The 20806-nt window shown below is 56.1% G+C and carries 11 protein-coding genes; 9 read left to right on the top strand and 2 right to left on the bottom strand.

Annotated elements, in window-relative coordinates; all coding sequences use genetic code 11:
• The first annotated feature begins 36 nt into the window (after nt 1-36).
• Nucleotides 37-1455, top strand: coding sequence for a glycosyltransferase family 2 protein (locus tag JJD41_RS07300; RefSeq protein WP_200665346.1), 1419 nt, complete (start codon nt 37-39; stop codon nt 1453-1455).
• 13 nt (nt 1456-1468) lie between these two features.
• Here JJD41_RS07300 and JJD41_RS07305 read toward each other — a convergent pair whose 3' ends face one another.
• A complete protein-coding gene (locus tag JJD41_RS07305; protein WP_200665347.1) occupies nt 1469-3493 on the bottom strand; it encodes a DNA polymerase III subunit gamma/tau in 2025 nt (674 codons plus the stop codon).
• Between the two features lie 613 nt (nt 3494-4106).
• Between JJD41_RS07305 and JJD41_RS07310 the strand changes: the two genes are divergently transcribed.
• Together JJD41_RS07310 and JJD41_RS07315 are read left to right on the top strand one after the other, a co-directional pair.
• The gene (locus JJD41_RS07310) at nt 4107-5372 is read left to right on the top strand and encodes an RNA-guided endonuclease InsQ/TnpB family protein (protein WP_200665348.1); all 1266 of its coding nucleotides are present in this window, start codon (nt 4107-4109) and stop codon (nt 5370-5372) included.
• Nucleotides 5373-5403: 31 nt separating this feature from the next.
• On the top strand, nt 5404-6645 hold the full coding sequence (locus JJD41_RS07315) for a tetratricopeptide repeat protein (protein ID WP_200665349.1): 1242 nt from the start codon (nt 5404-5406) through the stop codon (nt 6643-6645).
• A 19-nt stretch (nt 6646-6664) separates the two neighbouring features.
• Here the strand turns inward: JJD41_RS07315 and JJD41_RS07320 are convergent, their stop codons facing one another.
• Complete coding sequence (locus JJD41_RS07320; protein WP_200665350.1) at nt 6665-7147, bottom strand: 2Fe-2S iron-sulfur cluster-binding protein; 483 nt, start codon at nt 7145-7147, stop codon at nt 6665-6667.
• A 21-nt stretch (nt 7148-7168) separates the two neighbouring features.
• Between JJD41_RS07320 and JJD41_RS07325 the strand changes: the two genes are divergently transcribed.
• The 6 genes from JJD41_RS07325 to JJD41_RS07350 all read left to right on the top strand — a co-directional run bounded on the left by JJD41_RS07325 (nt 7169) and on the right by JJD41_RS07350 (nt 20769).
• Nucleotides 7169-9268, top strand: a complete 2100-nt coding sequence (locus JJD41_RS07325) for a serine/threonine-protein kinase (protein ID WP_200665351.1) — start codon at nt 7169-7171, stop codon at nt 9266-9268.
• Entirely contained in the window at nt 9265-10854 is a 1590-nt protein-coding gene (locus tag JJD41_RS07330; protein WP_200665352.1) for a hypothetical protein, read from the top strand. Before JJD41_RS07325 ends, JJD41_RS07330 begins: the two co-directional genes overlap by 4 nt.
• Before the next feature lie 21 nt (nt 10855-10875).
• Nucleotides 10876-11571 carry a GvpL/GvpF family gas vesicle protein gene (locus JJD41_RS07335; RefSeq protein WP_200665353.1) on the top strand — a complete coding sequence of 232 codons (696 nt, stop codon included), beginning with the start codon at nt 10876-10878 and terminating at the stop codon, nt 11569-11571.
• 268 nt (nt 11572-11839) lie between these two features.
• A complete protein-coding gene (locus JJD41_RS07340; RefSeq protein ID WP_200665354.1) occupies nt 11840-12352 on the top strand; it encodes a globin family protein in 513 nt (170 codons plus the stop codon).
• Between the two features lie 109 nt (nt 12353-12461).
• The gene (locus JJD41_RS07345; RefSeq protein ID WP_200665355.1) at nt 12462-13055 is read left to right on the top strand and encodes a phycobilisome rod-core linker polypeptide; all 594 of its coding nucleotides are present in this window, start codon (nt 12462-12464) and stop codon (nt 13053-13055) included.
• A gap of 1072 nt (nt 13056-14127) precedes the next feature.
• A complete protein-coding gene (locus tag JJD41_RS07350) occupies nt 14128-20769 on the top strand; it encodes a protein kinase domain-containing protein (protein WP_200665356.1) in 6642 nt (2213 codons plus the stop codon).
• Nucleotides 20770-20806 lie beyond the last annotated feature (37 nt).

Genomic DNA, 20806 nt, shown 5'->3' on the forward strand with positions numbered 1-20806 from the left:
TCGTGCAGAATCAATTGTTATTCCCAACTATCAACTATGCCGGCGAATTCCTGGCCCCAAAAAGATTCTTATCAAGAGTTCGAGCCCCTCGACTCAATTTTATCCGCCTTCGTCGATTCCGAAGAAGAACTATTTTATCGCGGCTATAAAGGTCGTCGCGCCAAAGCCGCACTCTTGCTCGCCGTTGTTTGGGGTGGCACCCTCACCCTCCATTTCTTATCCTGGGGGTCTTGGTTCGTTTTTGCACTGACTGGATTGATGGGGATTCACGCCCTTCGTATTATTTCCAGTCGTCCGTCCGACGCCCCCGAAGCCCTCGCCGAGGGCGATCGCGACCACTGGCCCGAGGTCTCCTTATTAGTCGCGGCGAAAAACGAAGAAGCGGTCATCGGCCACTTGATACACAATTTATGCAATTTAGATTATCCCGCTTCTCAATACGAAGTGTGGGCGATCGACGATTGCAGCAGTGACGGGACGGTGCAAGTTTTAGAGAGACTCCAACAAAAATATCCGAACTTAAAGATTTTAAGGCGATCGGTCGGCGGCAAAGGGGGTAAATCTGGAGCGCTCAACGAAGTTTTCCCCCTCACGCGGGGCGAAATTTTAGCCGTCTTCGACGCCGACGCCCAAGTTGACCGAGATATACTGCGACGGGTGCTTCCCGCCTTCGATCGCCCCCAAGTCGGCGCCGTCCAAGTTCGCAAGCAAATCGCCAACGAACAGGTCAATTTTCTGACGCGATCGCAAGCCGCAGAAATGGCCCTCGACAGCTACTTTCAAATGCAAAGAAAGGCGGTCGGCGGGATCGGCGAACTGCGCGGTAACGGCGAATTCATCCGCCGTCAAGCCTTAGAACGCTGCGGTTTATTTAACGAGCAAACGATCACCGACGACCTCGATTTAACCGTGCGCCTGCACCTCGATCGCTGGGATATCGACTTTCTCAACGATCCGGCAGTGCGCGAAGAAGGGGTCACCCGAACCGTGGCCCTGTGGAACCAACGCAATCGCTGGGGAGAAGGGGGTTATCAGCGCTATCTCGACTACTGGCGGCTGATTTTGAGCAACCGCATGGGGTTTAAAAAAACCTGGGATCTGTTCATGTTCTGGATTACCCAATATCTGTTACCCACCGCAGCCGTTCCCGATTTGTTAGTGGCGATCGCCCGCCATCGCCTACCCATTCTCACCCCCGTCACCACCTTAACCGTCGCCCTATCCCTGATCGGGATGTTTGTCGGCTTGCAGCGCATCCAACGCCAACAGGTCCTCGACGGCGAGCGATCGACGATATCCGTGGGGAGGCTCCTCGTCGAAACCGTACGCGGCACCCTGTACATGTTTCATTGGTTTGTCGTCGTCGCCAGCATCACCGCGCGCATGTCCGTGCGCCGCAAACGGCTCAAATGGGTGAAAACCGTTCACCAAGGAGATCGCGGCGTCGCCGCTTAAGCCGCCGGGTCGTTTAAAAATCGTATTCCCCAAATGGGTTGTCATCGAGTTCCGGATCCGGAATTCCAGGTTTCGGAACCGCATCCTCCTCCGCGACCGGGGGGGATGCTACCTCGGGAACCTCCTCATCCTCGGCGACGAGGGGCGATCGCCCCTCCCCAACCGTCTCGATCTCCCAATCCTCATCGAGATTGACTAATTCCCCCTGAAAGAACTCCGCCAATCGTTTCGCCGCCACGGTCACTTCATCTTCAAAGCCGTTGTGGGCGATCGCCCTCGCCGAAGACGTCGCCGCCGGGGTCGCCGGAGTTGCCGTGGGACGAGGGTTTCGGCGGTCGGACACGGGCGATCGCGTAGCCTCGACCGAGGAGAATCGCGGCGTCTCCATCGGCGGCGCAGGCGCGACGGGAGGCGCACTCGACGGGTTCGGCTGACGGGCGGCGGGAGAGGGGGGTGCGGGCGCCGAACCGCGAGCCTTCTGCTCTTTCGGTTTGCTCGGCTTACAAACTTCCAACTTCACCTTGACCCGTCGGTCGAGGATCTTCGCACAGAACGATTCGAGTAAATCGAGTTTGGTATTGACGATTTGCTGCAACGGGGAAGACGCAATCCCGACCCGGGCGACATTGCCCTCGAATTCCAACAGTTGGGAATGTTGGCGCAAGAGCGCTTGCAGGGACGGATTATCGATGCGATCGAGGATCGAGTGCCAAAACTCAGCCAAATCCCGATCGACGACGTTCGCTTCCGCCGACGCTGCCGGGGCTTCGGGAACCGGGGACGCCTTACCGTTGGGGGGACTGACGGCGGGTGGTGGCGGCGGCGGGGGAGACGGTCGCGCCGAGGGAGGGTTTTCCTCGGGGGGACGGGCCACCGGGGGCGGACTGGCGGGAGGGGCGACGGGAGCCACGTTCGGGGCGTTCGCGAAGGGGCGCCCTTGGAGCATCGCCGACGGTAACAACCCCAGTAAGGCGACTTCCAGCCAGAGGCGCGGTTGGGTCGTGTTTTTAATTTGCGCTTCGCTTTTGGCTAAATGTTGCTGTCCCGCCAAAATGAGGCCGACCTCCGTATGGCGGGCGGCAAACTCGCACAGGCGCTGCCAGGTATCGGCAGTCATGGCGACTAGATCTTGACGGTCGGGGGCCGTTTTGGCAACGAGCAAATCGCGATAAAAACGGGCTAAATTTTGGAGAACCACCAGGGGTTCGCGCCCGCGATCCATCAGTTCGCGCACGCTGTCGAGTACCGCGCGTCCGTCGTCGGCGGCGATCGCCTCTAACAATTGCAGCAAGTCGCGTTCGGGAACGGCGCCGACTAAATTCCAGACCCGTTCGACACTCACCTGTTCGTCGCTGAGGGAGAGTTGGTCGAGCAAGCTTTCCGCATCGCGCAGTCCCCCTTGAGAGAGTTGGGCGACGGTAACCACGGCGTCCTCGTCGATGGAGATGTTTTCCTGGCGGGCAATCTGCTGCAAGTGAGCGACCATTGCTTCGACGGGTATGCGTCGGAAATCGAAACGCTGACAGCGCGAGATAATCGTCGGTAAAACCCGTTGGGGGTCCGTGGTGGCGAGGACGAAAACGACGTGTTCCGGGGGTTCTTCGAGGGTTTTTAACAGGGAATTGAATGCCGCCGTACTCAGCATGTGGCATTCGTCGATGATATAGACTTTGTGGCGACATTGCACCGGGGCGAACTGGGCTCGCTCGATCAGGTCGCGAATGTTATCGACTCCGGTATTGCTCGCCGCGTCGATTTCGATCACGTCGAGGGCCGTACTGCGGGCGATCGTCCGGCACACTTCGCAGGTCCCGCAGGGGCGATCGGTCGGTCGGTCGGAATTGAGGCAGTTGAGAGATTTGGCGAGAATACGGGCGCTCGATGTCTTTCCGGTGCCCCTCGGTCCGGCAAATAAGTAAGCGGGGGCGATTTTTTGTTGGCGGATGGCATGAGTTAAGGTGGCGGCGATCGCCTCCTGACCGACCAGATCGGCAAAGGTCTGGGGGCGATACTTATGATGGAGCGGTTCGTAAGACATCGGTAGGGAGAGACGGTAGGGGGGCAGCGCGAGCGATCGATCCGATGCGATCCCCCGGACGGGCGGACCCTTCCCACTCTGGTTCGGTAGGGAGGACGAGGAGTGGGAATTGTTATTTTACCGAGTTCGAGGGCGGATGCAATGGGGTCGAACCGGATTGCGTTCGCACGGCGTCCGCAAAGCGGAATCGCTCGGAGCGTGGCAACATCGAGCCGGAATCGATCTTTATTGTATGAGTTAGTTCCCGGGTGACATGCTCCCGACACTGACGTTTCGTGTAGAGAAATCCTCAATGATTTGTAACCCCAGTAGGGAGCAAGATGCTCCCACTTCCAAGGGGTTCGGGGGGGTCATCCCGACTTCACTGATTGGGGAGTGCTATAGAATGCGGGGCTTCGCGCCGATCGACTAAAATCTAAAATCTAAAATCTAAAATTTAACTTTTGAGGGGTTCGGGGAGCTATAAGTCCCGCGCTGTATGCGAAGCATCAGTGTCGGGATACATGGACTCCCCTTGAAAAGTCTCATCCCCACCCTACGGGAAGGGCCAAGCCCTACGATGGGGATGAGACCAGCATTTACAGGCAGCTATAGCCTTTGGTAAACTCCGGCCATGCTGACCATGAACTACACCTACCGAATCTATCCAAATGTCGTACAGCAGACTGAACTGCGGTCGTGGCTTGAGACGTGCCCAGGCGTATATAACTACGCTTTGCGCGAACTCAAAGACTGGATTGCTTCGCGTAAGTGTTCGGTAGACCGATGCTCGCTGGAAAAGGAATACATCATTCCTGCCGATGAACCGTTTCCGTCTTACCATCGTCAGCAGAACAATCTGCCCAAAGCGAAGAAGCAATTCCCGCATCTGGGTAAGGTGCATTCTCAGGTGTTGCAGACCACGATTCGCAGACTGCACGATACCTGGGAAGCATTTGTGAAACGGGGATATGGATTCCCTCGTTTCAAAAAGTTCGGTCAATTCAAATCCTTTGTGTTTCCCCAGTTCAAGAACAATCCCATCAATGGCTTCACAATCAATTTGCCAAAAATTGGGGAAGTACCGATCGACCTGCATCGCCCCATCCCTGACGGGTTCAAGGTGAAACAGGTAAGGGTATTGTCGAGGGTGCGAGGAACACAATGGTATGTCGTCGTCACGATTGAATCCGATATATCGGTTCCCGATGTCCCGGTTCACGGTCGGGCGATTGGGATTGACCTGGGATTGGAACGATTCTTGACCACTTCCGAGCGCTCTTTCCAAGAGCGACCCCAGTTTTTCAAGTCGATGCAAAGCCAGCTGAAATTGCTGCAACGCAGAGCAGCACGAAAACAAAAGGGTTCTCAAAACTGGGAGAAGGCACAAATCGAAGTGGCTAGAATGCACCATCGGATTGCGAACCGTCGCAGAGATTTCCATCTGAAGACGGCTCATCAGCTTTGTGACCGGGTGCAAACCATCTTTGCAGAAGACCTCAACGTCAAAGGCTTGACGCGAGGGATGTTGCGAACAGATTGTGTAGATGCTGCTTTCGGGCAGTTCTTGTCTCTGACGGAATGGGTGTGCTGGAAACGGGGAGTGTACTTTGCCAAAGTCAATCCCAACGGCACCAGTCAAACCTGCCCATCCTGCCTTGCTACGGTGAGCAAAGGGTTGGAAGTCAGAGAGCATCATTGTCCTGAGTGTGGGTATCGAACGCATCGTGACCGTGCCGCAGCAGAGATGGTTTTGGATCGTGGACTAGAGAATGTAGTATCCCAGGGACTCTGGGGAACGGAAACCGCCTGTCAAGTCGGTCTGTCGGGGGTCGATGACCTAGATAAGTGGCGCGGGGCAGGAACACCCAATCGTGAGGCTGGGAAGCCCGCGCTGTAATCTTTGATTCAGCGTCGGGAGGATGTCACATATGCAAGGATTTTTCAAAATACTACGGCGGATCTGGCAGCGCTTGCGTCGCTGGCTCGGGTTTCCCTTCTGGGGACGCTTCGCACAGGGGAAGCGGCGCGACTCCGACGAGCCACGGCGAGGGGGTTTTAGCCCGAAACCGCCCTCGGTTCCCCTGGCCGATGCCGAATACGAATTTTTGTTTGCGGAATTATTGCAAGGAGTGCGTCGGGGGTGGAGTCGCGCGCAGGTTTTGCAATTTATCCGCGCGGTCGGCTCCGGCCCGATCGCGGCAGGTTGGGTGGCCTGGTTGCGCGGGTTCGGCGATCGCCTGCTGGCGGCCCCGGGAGGGAATCGAGAATTAGCACAACGGGCGATCGCCTTGGGTCGGATGGACTGTCCGCCCTTGGGAACGGTGGCGGCGGAAATCGGGCAGAAATTGCGCGAGGTCTCGGATCGTGCGCCCCGGACTCCCGAGCTATCGGAGCCCTCGGCGATCGCCGATTGCCTCGATAAGGGCCACTGGCAGTTAAATCGCCGTCAATATGCCTCGGCGCTGCTCAGTTTCCAACGGGCGGCCCAATGGGAACCGGATAACCCGGAGGTGGCTTATGGGTTGGGACTGGCGTCGTTGCGCTTGGGGCTGTTCCGACAGGCGATCGAGCAGTTCGATCGCGCCTTGGCAGTCGCTCCCGAAGACCTGGCGGCGATCGCCCATCGGGGATTGGCGTACGATGCCTTAGAGCGGGGGGCGGAGGCGATCGCCGAGTGCGAGCGGGTTCTCGACCTCGACGCGCGATCGGCTCGGGATTGGTGCGCCCGGGGGCGGGTCTTGCTGTACTTGCGCCGTCCCCACGAGGCGATCGCCGCTTACGACCGCGCCCTCGCCCTCGAACCGACCCACGCCCGAGCCTGGTACGAACGGGGCAACGTGCTTTACGACTTGCAAGATTACCCCGGGGCGATCGTCGCCTACGACGAAGCCCTACAGTACCAGCCGGACTACGCCCCCGCCTGGTTGAACCGAGGGGCGGCTTGCGGCAATCTCGGGCATTACCAAGAGGCGATCGCCGCCTTCGATCGCGTCCTCGACTTGCAACCCTACGACTATCACGGCTGGCTCCGTCGCGGTCAAACCTTGCAGCACTTACACAAGTATGCCGAGGCGATCGCCGCCTTCGATCGCGCCTTGCAAATCCGTCCCGACGATCCCCTGGCCTCGCGCTATCGCAACGAGGCCCAAAACCGAGGGCATTCGCGCTAACCCCCCGAGTCGAACCGCCTCAAGCCTCCCGAGTGCGAGCCAAATACTGGCCGACTTGAAAGCGAATATCCTTGAGTTCCGTAATCACCGACCGGGTGACCAACTTGCCCGCTTCGACGACCACTTCCCCCGTAATCGGGTGCAAAAGCGGCTGTTCCGTGCGCCGACCAATCAGCGCCTCCACATCTTCGATCGCGTCGAGATACATCCCCGCAGGCACTTCGACCACGATCCCTTCCCCGAGCACCCGAGACTGACAGGCGAGACGGGAACTCGGTTTCGCCGTCGTAATCAACTCCAACGTGCGCTGTTCCCGCCTGCCCATCTTAGACAAACTATCCATCCCCTGCTTGATATAAACGTGGCAAGTCGCGCACATGCCCCGACCGCCGCATTCTTTTAAAACATGCAGGTCTTCTGCCAATAATGCCGATAACAGATTGCTGTTCGTTTGAACTTCCGTATCTTGGGCGATCGGTTCTAATCTGACAATTTTAACCATGTCGAATTATTGCAACTGTGAATGAAAGCGCGGACAGACCGAGACGGTTCCCGCCATCCTATTTTGGCATTGGCGAGCGGTTCGTTCGGCCAGCGTCCCTCAAGGAGAAAGAAGGATCGCGCCACAACATCCCCAGCCGTCGCCTGGGGATTTAGCATGGAAGGGGGAACTCGCCGGATCGTTCTCCTCCGCCTATCCCCAATTCCCCTGTTAATGCCCATCCCTTCGATGAACGCCAAAACCCCCGACCGATCGCGCGCCGCCTTACAACCCCTGCAACGCCAACTTCCCAAATACCGCATTTTAGAACGAGTTGGCTCCGGTCAATTCGGTACGGTTTTTTGCGCGATCGAGCGCAAAACCGGGCGACTGGTCGCCCTCAAAGAACTCACCCACCGACGGCTTTCGACCAGCCAATTTTTACGAGAACTCGGGTTCCTCCTCACCCTGCAACACCCGCATATCGTCACCTGTCGCGCTTTAGAAAACACCCCGACCGCCCGCTATTTAGTCATGGACTATTGCGAAGGCGGCACCTTACGCAACCTGCTGCAGCGCGATCGCAGCTTGACCCTCGCCGAAGGACTCGATGCGATCCGCGCCGTACTCGACGGCTTGGATTTAGCCCACCGTCGCGGGATCGTCCACTGCGACCTCAAACCGGAAAATATCCTGCTCTCCCTGTCTCCCCAGGGATGGAAACCGAAACTGTCCGATTTCGGGATTGCCCGCCGCCTGTCGGAACTGAGCCGAGCCAAAAGTGCCAACGACGAAACCGCCGACGCGATCGGCGCCCCCGCCTATACCGCTCCCGAGGGCTTTTTGGGACTGTACGCCCCGGCGGCGGATATTTATTCCGTGGGCATTTTACTGTTTGAATTACTATTTGGCTGCCGTCCCTTCGGCGGTTCGCCGGGTCAGTTGATGTGGGCCCATTTAAACCGACCCCTGGAGATCCCCACCCCCGTGCCGGAACCTCTCGAAACCGTGGTGCGCAAAGCCCTCGCCAAACTGCCCGCCCGCCGCTACAACAGCGCCGCCGAGATGGCCGAGGCGATCGCCCGTTGCCAAGGGGATCCGACCGTGGCCCAGTGGCGCGATCGCCGCTTACCCCTCGCGGAACCGGAGACGGAGCGAGACCCTCGAAGCCCCGAGCCGACGGCATTCGTCGAACGGGTCAGCCGCCAACAGGCGATCGTCGTCCCCAGTTACCTCGTCGGTAGCGAAGGCTTTCTCTACGGCGCGGCGGGCGATCGCTTCTACGTGTGGGACGCCGACGGCGAGATCGACGCCCTCAAAGGGAATCGTCCGATTACGGGCTTATGTCCGCTTCCCGGCGGTTGCGCGATCGCCACCGGAGGGCAATTGAGCTGGTTCGATCGCGATCGCGACCTGCTCGACGTTCTAATCGACGGCGATCGCGATTTTCGGATGGCTGCCGACCCCACGGGCCAGACCCTGGCGATCGCCATTGGCGGAACCCTCAACTTTTATCCCGTCGCCGCTTTAACGGGGACTCGCCGACCCCCGGTCCCCCACCATCAAACCCCACTGCCGACCCAAAAACTGCCGCAGATCCTCGCCCTCGATCGCCGTCACTGGCTCTTGGTCTGGTGCAAATCGACCCCGGAGGCGTGCCAAACAGTTTTCCAGCTCTACAGCCGCAGTGCCAAACTCCTCGGCAGTTTCCGCGTTCCCCTCGCCTTCGAGCGGTTGTGGCCGACGGGGGAACCCGACCGCCAAGACCGAGGGGCCGCCCGTTTTCTGTTCGGCGGCGAACGCACCTTACTCGGGTTGAGTGCCCATCCGGGGGCTGCGTGGCGGTTGCAACTGATGCCCCCCCAACTCGAAATCCTGCCCCTGTGCGAACAGCCCCTCGCGGCGATCGGGGTGTCGGGGGGCTGGGTGGTGGCCCTAGGGGAGCGCGGCGAGATCGGTTGGCTCGACGATCGCGGCCATTTGCACCGACAATGCACCTGGGAACCTGCGACCGCGACCCCGAGCGAACGGTCGCGGGTACGAATGGCGCCTTGGGGCGATCGCGGCTTCGCCCTTTCGACCCCCACCCCTTCCGGCGCCGAGCTTTCTTTTTTCCAAACCCGTTTGAGCAATATCGAATGAGCGAAGTGCAAACTCCCTTGAATTGGACCGATTCTCGTCCCGATCTGGCGGCCATCGGTCAGGCGATTCTCAAGCTCGACCCTCGGGCGATCGAAACGCCGCCAACCGGGGCGAGTTCCGTTCCCGACATCGTTGTCGAACGGATGCACGGTCTGACCGATTGGGTGGCTCAGGTGCGATCGCCCGCACGGGGATGGCCCTCGGACGTACCGCCGACGCCGGAAAATTTAGCCCCTTACGCCCTCGAAGAAGCTTACGACGTTTTAGAAGCCCTCAAAACCGCCCCGTTCGGTCGCCCCGGGCCTTCCCCTAGCGTTGACCGTAGGGGCGGTGCGCGCACCGCCCCTACGATCGCCCCCGGCCCGATTGCCGTCCACGACTTACTTTCGCGCTTGTTGTGGCTCGTCTTGGGCAGTGCGGAACCCCTGGTCGCCTGGTTGGGGGGCGTTCCCGCCCGTCTGGCGGCGGATCCGCGTCGGGAAGCGGTCGGCACCGCCCGGGTGGTGGTGGGCTTGGAAGTGCGCAGCGAGGCGGGGACGTGCTATTGCGACTTGACGGGCGATCGCCCCTTTGCCTCCCAAACTACTCCCTGTACCTTGTCGGATTTGAGCGCGACCTTACACTCCGAGGGAATTGCAGGCGGACAGCGTCCGTTCGCCGTCGGCGACCTGCTCGATCGCCTCCGGCGGGCGATCGTCTCCCACGCGCGCGAACTCGCCCCGTTGTTCGAGCCGACGTCAGTGGAACTGTTCGCACCCGGGGGACGGTGGCACTCCGGACAGGTTCGACTTTACCTACAAGTCGAGTTTATCTCTCACGATCCGGTGGCAGAAAACGACGAGTGTCGGTCTCCCCTGCACGAACTGGCGATCGCCCCTGTATCTCCAGAGCAGATCGACACCGACCGCCCCCTCCGACAAGCGACTTTGCAACGGTTCTCACCGTTACTGCGCGAATTGGGACACAGCGCCACGACGGATCCCAACCCGTTCGATCCGGCCCCGGATTCGCCCCTGTGTCAGGTCGTCGCGATTGCCTCCCAACTGGCAGACTGTAGCGAAAATCAATTGCCCGGCGCCTTTTCGGTGTCGAAGGGGCAGCCGATTCCTCTGGACGATTTCGTGCGGCGCCTGTTTTGGCAGTGTCTCGCCGGAGCGTATGAAATGATGCAATTGCTCACGGGAATTCAAGGGCGGGTTTTGCAACCGGAGCGATCGTGGCAAACGGGTACTTTGCGGTTGGTGGGGCTGCTGCGGATCGAGGCGCCGGGTTCGTCTTGGGAGGTGGATTTGGCGACGGGGGAAGTGGTGGGAAGCGGCGATCGCCCGGCGTCTGGCCAGGACAATCGCGTGGCTCCGAAATCGGCTATTGACGCCGACGAGTGCGACTGGTGCCGTCAGCCGATTTTAACTGAGGTGTTGCTGTCGCGGGCGATCGCCCGGGTGCGCGCGCGATCGCTCCAGATGACCGTTCTCGAACGGGCTTTATTTGCGGGCGATCCTTTTCCCATTCACCTGCACCGACCGGACCGACAGCACGAATCGAGTGCGCTCGAATTGCGTTTCGTTTTGGAATTGTTGCCCTGATTGCCTCGAAGGCGATTCTGTTTGACCTTTACCGACCCCAGTTCAATGTACGTTTACGCTTTTGTCTACCATCGCGGTCTCGATTTAGAGTTTCCCGTAGGAATCGCGCGTCCGGTGCGTTTGGTGGTGGGCGATCGCCTCGCTGCGGTGGTCGAACCCGACGTGGCGATCGACGAATTGCAAGCCGACGACGAACGGCTGATGCACGCGGTTTTAGCTCACGATCGCGTCATTTGCGACATCAACCGCCAAACCGATGCTTTGTTACCCCTGCGGTTTGGTACTTTGTTTCCTTCGGAACGGACCTTGCGCGCTCATTTAAAGGGGCGCGATCGCGAATACGGCGCTAAACTAGACCGACTCGCCGGAAAAGCCGAATATACGCTCAAATTCACTCCCGGCGACCCTCCCGAGGAGTCGGCGACTTCTCGACTCAAGGGCAAAGATTATTTATTGGCGAAAAAGCAGCGCTATCGAGAACGACAATGGTTTCAAAGGGAACAAAAGCGGGAATGGGAGGAGATTCGAGCCACGATCTCGACCCTTTATCCCGAGGCGATCGTCGCCGAAGCGCAAGAGAACACCCAGCGTCTCCACTTGCTCGCCCCCTATCCCAACGAGACCTTGTACCAGATTCACTTCCCCGCATGGCAGCAGGCTTGTCCCCGATGGCAAATCCAGCTTGACGGTCCGTTACCCGTTTATCACTTTGCATAATTCCGCCGGAAACGAGGGAATCGGAGCCGTGCACCAGCCTGTGGGACGGGCAAGATGGCCGCCACTCCATAGACCCGAAGCCGATCGCCGTTCTCAAAAATCATGACGGCGATCGCGGCGAGATCGACGAGAGTCCCCTGTGCTTACAGGCGAAATTTCCCTCGCTTCATCTAAATATTAAAAATTACATCAATAACTTGCTAAGTTCTTAAAAAATCTATGAAAATAAAACTATAAAATTGTCCGTAGCTTTTCCAATCCCGATTCTATGGAAGCAATTAATTCCACACTTGCCGAACTGATTGTTGAAAGTGAAGGTCGCTATTTAACCAGCGCCGAATTGCAGCCGATCGAGCGATATTTGCAAACCTTCACCGAACGCTTTAAAACCTACGAGATTTTACAGGCCAAAGCCGAACCCCTCGTGCGTCATGCGTTGAAAAAATTTGCGACCTTGCACCCGGACGTCATGCAAAAGCACGCCAAGCGTTGTCATTACGACATGAGCCAGGTGCTGCGCTATATCGCCTTGGCGATTTTGCGTGACGATCCTCGATTCTTCAACGATTCGATGGTGTTGTGGGAAACGAATATCCTGACCGCCTACCACCGACAAAATTCGTGTTTGGTGGCTTATCGGTGTTTGAAAGAGACCGTAGAGACCTACTTACCGCCGCAAGCGTTAAAATACATCGAACCCTATTTAGAAATGATGTTCCAGGCGCTCGATTTGCCACCGAAGTTAATGGCGACGGTGCAGAAAAGTGCGGTGGGCTTGTAGAAAGAATTCCCCGTTGAAAGGTTTGATTTGAGTCAAGGGTGCAAATACGGAAATTTTAGAGATGGCCATGCGATCGCCACCGAATTTTTACTAGAGAGGAAACCCGACGATGACTTTACACCAACCCGTAACCATGACTGCGAAGACCTCGACGGAAGAACGCAGCTTAATCCTCAAACAAATTTACGAACAAGTGCTAGAACGGCAACCTTACGCTTCGGAACGCCGAGAACTAGCGGCCCTAGAAAAACCGTTCGTCAAAGGAAAAATGGGGATTCGGCATTTCCTCAAAAATTTGGGAGTGTCCCCAGTCTATTTGGCAGCCTTCTACGAAAAAAGCTCGAACGTCAAATTTATTGAAAACTGCTTCAAACATTTTCTAGGACGGGTTCCCCACAACGAGCGAGAAATTCGGGCGTGCGACGATTTGTTATTGCGTAAAGGGGTTGGCGCGATGGTCTCGGCCCTGATCGATTCCGACGAATACCGGAAAACCTTTGGGTCTTATACGGTTCCGTACTGGCATCCGCGCCATTACGAATCTCCCAACGACTATTTAGAAAATCAATTTGTAGAGAGCGAACGGGCGGGCGATCGCGGTTGGGCCTTACCGACCCTGTACTGGCACGAACTACATCTCGACTGTAGCGGGGGTCGTTGTCGTCCGGCGTGGGTGCCGTCGTCCCGAGTCAGGAATGCGTAGGAGCGATCGCCCTTGACGGTCACCTGGTTTGAGCGATCTGATAGCCCGCCCGTGCGGGCTTTGTTTGTTGGCGGGGGAGAGGGCGCTCCTCCTGTAGAGTCGCCGTGGGAACGCCGATGTTAAAGACATCTGGGGTCGAGAGCGAGGCAATCGAGTAGAGATTGGCTGTTTCTCCTGAAAGAGGCGGGCGAACCCCGGTAAAGTATCCAAAAAGTTCATCTACCCCCTTGAAACCATGCCCGAGCTTGTCCTGACTTCCCTAGCCCGATCCTTCTCCTCAGAGGGGAACGCGAGCGATCGCGCGAGCGGCTGCGGGTCATCTAGCCCGCCTCAACCCCTAGAGATCGAAAACAGGTCGTCTGCTGCGCTACAGCCATCCTCCCAAAGCGTGAAGCACAATAGTAATAGTCGGGCAGGGGGGTTTGACGGTCGAGAGACCCGGATCGCGGGTGCATCCCCTCCGACGGACGCCTCACCGGGGAGCGATCGCCGCCGTGTAGGCTCTGCGAACATAGGAACGGAGGCGATCGATCGGATGCGCCGACAGACGAGACCGCAGCGAACCGAACCGACGACCTGTCGTCATCGTCATTAAAGTCTCGATGTCACCGGGACAGAGCTTCGGCTAACAGAGCGCCGGGGAATGCTGACCGATGCTACCGCGATCGTGGATGATAAAACTATAGACTCTCGTCTTCGCGACCCGTATGGAAACATTCTCCGGGTGCAATACCAAAGATCGCGACCCCAGGACTGACACCGACCACCAATCCGGCGATTCCCATCTACAACAGGGTGTTTTGGCCAAGCTAACCGTAATACTAGCTTGACGTGATGGTCGGTGCGACGGACAGAATCACTCGACCCTCGCAAACAGGTCAACAAGCCAAAGCTTGGGACAAGCTGCGATCTTGAGGCGACGATACAAGCTAAGTTTTTCGACGAACTGGCGCGATGGCGAAAGCGTAGCAGCACGCCGCAATGTTGCGGTCGTTCGCGAAGCGTCTCTTCGGGAGAATCGCGGATATTCGCCCTGACGATTGACTTATTTTAGGAACAGATCAAGCCGATTATGATGACTCTTTCAGGCTATACCCTCATTGAAAAACTGCATGAGGGGGCAAATACAGTCGTCTACCGCGCTCGTCGGGAGCGCGATCGCACGAGCGCGATCTTAAAAATCCTCAAAGTCGAATATCCGAGTGCGAACGAGATCGAGCGGCTCGATCGCGAATTTGAAATTGCCCGTCAGTTAAACATCCCGGGCATCGTATCCACTTACGGCATCGAGCGATTTGAAAACAATAAAGTCGCCTTAGTGCTCGAAGACTTCGGCGGTCAATCCCTGGGAAGTTACCTCGAAACCCATTCCCTCACTTTAGTCGAATTCTTAAGACTCGCCATCCAGTTAGCCGACATTCTCGGAACCATTCACGATCGCCGCATCATTCACCGAGATATCCATCCGTTCAATATTATAATTAACCCCCTCAACTTACAAGTCAAAATCACCGATTTTGGCATTTCCCTGCAACAACCGCGCCACCCCAACAACGCCGTCGAAGGCACCTTACCCTACATGTCCCCGGAACAAACCGGGCGCACGAATCGGGTCATCGACTATCGCACCGACTTTTATTCCCTCGGGGTGACCTTATACCAAATGCTGGCCAAGCAACTACCCTTTCAAGGGAACGACGCCACAGAAATCATTCACGCCCATTTAGCCAAAACCCCGCCCCCTCTGAGTGAAATCGATCCGGAGATCCCGCCGACCCTGAGCAAAATCATCGATAAACTGCTCGCCAAAAATCCCGAAGATCGCTATCAAAGCGCTTACGGCTTAAAAGCGGACTTTCAACGGTGTTTGGAACGGTGGTTGTCCGTCGGACAGATCCCCAACTTTCCCCTGGCGCAAAAAGATCTCTCGAGTCAGTTAGTCATTCCGGACAAACTGTACGGACGCGAAGCCGAACAGAGCCAATTATTAAAAGCCTTCCGACAAATCAACACCAGTCAAGGCGATCGCCCCGAGACCCTTGGGGGACGGCTGATTCTGATTTCCGGCTATTCCGGAATTGGCAAATCGAGCTTAGTCTACACCCTGCGATCCACCGCGATCGAAGAATTCGGACGGTTTATTTCCGGTAAATGCGATCCGGCGAAAGCGCAAATTCCCTATGCCTGTTTTATCGAAGCCTTCCAAGATGCGATCCGGCAAATTCTGACCGAAAGCGACGCCCAAATCGAACAATGGCGCGAGAAAATGCTGGCCGAAATCGGGAGGAACGGTATCGGCGTTCTCGTCGAAGTCCTGCCGGACTTGGAAGTGATCGTCACGGAAGCGGCACCGACGGCGACCCTACCCCCGGCGGAATCGCAAAATCGCTTAAATTTGCTGTTTCAAAAGTTTTTGGGAGTTTTGGCGACGCCCGAACAGCCCCTGGTCTTATTTTTAGACGATTTGCACGCTTGCGATGCGGCTTCGTTAAAACTGCTCCACGCGATCGCCTCGCGACGAGATCCCCAATCCTTGCTCGTCATCGGTGCCTATCGAGAAGGGGAAAGCGACAACCCGCCGGACGGTGCCATTCACACCTTATTAGAACTGGTCGAAGATCTCAGAGGCAGTGGACGCCGGGTAGGCACCATCGCCCTGCAACCGCTCGATCCGACCACCCTCAATCAACTGATTGCCGAAAGCTTGTGCTGTCCGCCGAGGCGATCGCGACCCCTCGCCGATTTAATTTACCAAAAAACCCACGGCAATCCCTTTTTCGTGCGGATGTTGCTCGAAGCCCTCGCCCAAGAAAACCGCCTGGTTTGCAATCTCAGTTCGGGATATTGGGAATGGAATCTCGACGAAATCCGGCAGATGGAAATTGCCGATAACGTGGTCGATTTGGCGATCGCCAAAATCCAACAACTCTCGGAAAACGCCCAAGAGGTTCTCAAATTAGCAGCTTGTATCGGCAATATTTTTTATTTAGATATCCTCGCCATCCTCCACGAAAAATCCCTATCGGCGACGGCTGCCGAACTCAAAGAAGCCCTCGATCGCGGCTTGATCGTCCCCTTAGACAATACCTACAAAATCCCCTTAGTCTTCGGCGAAGTCGAACCCGTCGCCTTACCCGTAGACGACCTGATCGTTTCTTACAAATTCTTGCACGATCGCGTCCAACAAGCGGCCTACTCCTTGATTTCCGGCGATCGCAAACAAGCGATTCATCTCAAAGTCGGCCAACAACTGCTCAAACATACGCGACCGGAAGACCGCGAAGACAAAATCTTTGAAATCGTCAACCATCTCAATATCGGACGCGACCTGCTGCAAGCGCGCGGCGAACAATATAAAATTGCCAAACTCAATTTAATTGCCGCCCAAAAAGCGAAAGCCTCCCTCGCTTACGAAAGCGCCCTCAACTACCTCGAAACCGCCCGTCCGATCTTACTGCCCGACAGTTGGGAAACCCATTACGAATTAACCTTAACAATCTATACCGAACTGGTCGATGTCACCTTTTTAACCGGAGATTACGATCGCAGCCAACGCTTGGCCGCCATTGTCGCCGAACGGGGCACAACGATTTTAGATCGGGTTTCCGTGTACGAAAAACAAATAAAAATTGATATTTACCTCGGGCGTCCGCAACAGGCGATCGCCACCGGAGTCGGCATTTTGAAAAAACTGGGGATTCCCGCGATCGAACAGGCGCATCCGTGGCGGATTCACTGGGAAATTTTACGCACTCAATGGCAACTGCGCGGCAAAACCGCCGACGAACTCGCCGCTTGGCCGACGATGAGCGATCCTTACAAACGGGCCGCCATGCAAATTTTAGCCGCGCTGACCCCCGCCGCCTACATCGCCAACCCGCAACGGCTGAAACTGACCGTCGTGCAGATGGTCAACTTGTGTACTCGCTACGGAAATAACGCGCTTTCCGCATTTGCCTTTGCGTTTTACGGGATTTTACTGCAGAGTTACCGCTTCGATCTCGACGGGGGCGATCGGGCCGGAGACTTGGCGTTGCAGTTGCTCGATCGCTTCGACGCCAACTTACTCAAAGCCAAAGTCACCGATTTAGTCTACGCCCATATCAAACCGTACAAACTGCATTTGCGAGAAACTGTCGAACCGTTACGGGCGGGGATCGAAAGCGGTTTAGAAACCGGGGATCTGGAATGGGCTTGTTATGCGGCCCTACATTATTGCACCCACAAATTCTTTCTCGGGGAAGCCTTAGAAACGGTAGAGCGCGAATATAACAAATACATCGTTTTGATGGAAAACCTCAAACAAGAGGTGCCGATCCCGACGGCGAAAATTTGGCGGCAGGTGGTTTTACAGTTGTTGGGTCAAGGGGGTTCTTCTGCGGGGGAGGGTTGGGAAATGGCGCGGGGGTCGCAAGCGCACGGGAGCCGATCGCAGTTCGCCTTATCGGCGGCTAAAACCTTTTTAGGGTATTTATTCGGCGATTATCAAGGGGCCGTGCGTCAAGGACGACTCGCCGTGAAATTGCAATCGAACGCGATCGCGGCGATCGGCAGCAGCGAACATCAGTTTTACCATTGTTTGGCGAAATTAGCCCTCTATCCGAGGCTGTCGCGATGGGAGCAATGGCGCTTGTGGTTGGAGATCCGCAGCGATCGCCGCAAATTGAAGCGCTGGGCCGAGTTCGGTCCGTCGAATTTCCGACATAAATGGGATCTGGTCGAGGCGGAAATGGCGGCAGTACGCGGGCGGACCGTGCGGGCGATGCAATATTACGATCGCGCGATCTCCGGGGCGAGAACCTTGGGTTACGTCCACGAAGAGGCGATCGCCTGCGAACGGGCCGCCCAATTTTATCTGAGTTTGGGACGGGAAAAAATTGCCACGACCTATCTGAGCGAAGCCTATCGGGCTTATTCGCGCTGGGGGGCCAAGAAAAAACTGAAAATTCTGCAAGAAAACTACGCCCATTTCATCAGCCATTTGAGCGGCGAAGCCCCCAGTCCCGGGCTGACGACGATGACGATTTCGACCACGACGGGAACCCAAACCGGACTGCTCGACTTGACCGCCTTTGTCAAAGCGTCCCAGGCGATCGACAGCGAAATTGTCCTCGACGATTTGCTCGCCAAACTGATCCAAATTGTCATGGAAAATGCGGGGGCGCAAATTAGTTGTTTGCTCTTAGCGCAAGACGAACGCTTTTATATCGAGGCGATCGCCCAAGTCGAACCCCATCGGGTCGAGATCGGACAACATATTCCCTTGGAAACCAGCGATCGCCTGCCGATGGGGATCGTTCACTACGTGATTCGCACCCGGGAGGCGATCGTCCTCGACGATGCGGCCCGTCACGGCTTATTTACCAGCGACGATTATTTGGTCAAACAGCAATCGAAATCGATTTTATGTACGCCGATCGTCCATCAAGGGAAATTGAGCGGCATTCTCTATTTAGAAAATAATTTGACGAGCGGGGCGTTTACGCCGCAACATTTGGAAGTGTTAAAATTGCTCTCTTCCCAGGCGGCGATCGCGATCGAAAATGCTCGCTTGTACACCAACTTGCTGCAATCGTCCCAACAGTTAGAAACCCAAAACGAAGCGTTAGAACGCCTCGATCGCCTCAAAGACGAATTTCTCGCCAATACCTCCGAACAGTTGAGTACCCCGCTTAACGGGGCGATCGGCATTGCCGAATCGATGCTCGACGGCGCCACCGGAGAACTCACCCCCCAACAGCGCGCCAACCTCGCCTTAATCGTCTCCAGTGGTCGCAATTTGGTGCAGCTCGTCAACGACTTGCTCGACTTTGCCAAACTCAAACATAAGAATTTAGAACTCGATCTCAAACCCGTCGGAATGCGAGAAATCGCCGATATCGTGCTGAGTGCGTGTCATTCGCTCCTCGGGAATAAACCCCTGGAATTGGTCAACGCGATCGACCCGAACGCGCCGACGGTGGAGGGAGACGAAAATCGGATCCAGCAGATCTTGCATAACTTAGTCGAAAACGGGATTAAGTTTAGCGATGCGGGACGCTTGGAGATCGGCGCCCGTGCGATCGAAGGGCAATCCGGCGTGCGTCCGCAGTTGGTCATTACCGTCAGCGATACCGGAATTGGCATTCCCGAGGAGCGTTTGGCCCGGGTGTTCGATTCCTTCGAGAAAGTCGATCGCTCCGTCAACGGCGATTACAACGGAACCGGGTTGGGGTTGGCGATTAGCAAACAACTGGTCGAACTGCACGGGGGACGGATTTGGGCCGAGTCCGAAGTCGGGGTGGGGTCGCGTTTTAGCTTCACCTTGCCGATTTCGCCGAGTCAAAACGCGATCGCCTCGGGCCCGTCGGTTCCCTTGGCGACCCGCATCGGCGAGATCTCCGCTTCCGAATTACCCGTGACGATGGCGAACCCGGAGGATATCCCGATGACGCCATTTTGCAACGAGCCGCGATCGCGCAGCAGTACGGACTTCCACATTTTGATCGTAGACGACGAACCGATCGACGTGCAGGTGCTGGTCAACTACCTATCCCTCGAAAATTATTCCCTGACGACGGCCAATAATGGCCTGGAAGCCCTCGAAGCTCTCGAACATGGCTTGCGTCCCGATTTGATCTTGCTCGACGTGATGATGCCACGCATGACGGGCTATGAAGTTTGTCAGAAAATCCGCGAAAATTTTCCGGCAAACGAGTTACCCGTGGTCTTGTTGACGTCGCGCACTCAAGCTTCCGATATGACCGAAGCGTTCGGGTCGGGGGCGAACGATTATCTGACGAAACCGATTTCTAAAAAAGAATTGCTCGCGCGCATTAAAATGCACTTGCAATTGTCAAAAATTAACTTGGCTTACGCCCGGTTCGTCCCTCGCGAGTTTCTGCAATTTCTCGGTTATGAAAGTATTGTAGACGTGCAGCTCGGCGACCAAGTACAGAAGGAAATGACGATTTTATTTTCCGATATTCGTTCGTTTACGACGCTGTCGGAGGGGATGTCGCCGCGCGAGAATTTTAATTTTCTCAATTCTTATTTAAGTCGCGTCGGTCCGGTGATTAGAAATCATAATGGCTTTATCGATAAATATATTGGCGATGCGGTCATGGCCCTGTTTCCGGAGTCGGCGGAAGATGCGATGCAAGCGGCGATCGACATGCAAAAACAGGTGGCAATTTATAACGTTCACCGTCAGAAAAGTGGTTACGTTCCGGTGGCGATCGGGATCGGTTTGCATACGGGTAGCTTGATGTTGGGGACGATTGGCGAGGAACAGCGCATGGAAAGTACGGTGATTTCCGATGCGGTGAATTTGGCCTCTCGGATGGAAGGGTTGACGAAAATTTACGGCGCTTCGGTGGTGATTAGCGGTCAAACTTTGATTCATTTGGAAGATCCGACGAAGTACAATTACCGCTTTTTGGGCAAAGTCCAGGTGAAGGGTAAAAAAGATTCGGTGGCGGTGTTTGAGGTTCTCGATTGTTATTCTCCCAATACGATCGAAATGAAGTTAGAAAGTCGTACGAAGTTCGAACGCGCAATTTTACTGTACCAAGGGGAGAAGTTTGCAGAAGCGAATCAGTTATTCAAGAAGGTGTTAGAAGCAGACGAAACCGATCGCGCTGCCAAGTTTTATGTGGATCGCTGCGAATATTTCTTGAGACATGGTATTTCTCAAGTTTGGGAAGGAATTGAGGCGTGGAATGAAAAGCTCTAGGATTTTAGATTTTAGATTCTAGATTTTAGATTTGAGA

The sequence above is a fragment of the Oxynema mangrovii CENA135 genome (assembly GCF_016632315.1).
Lineage (GTDB): Bacteria > Cyanobacteriota > Cyanobacteriia > Cyanobacteriales > Laspinemataceae > Oxynema > Oxynema aestuarii.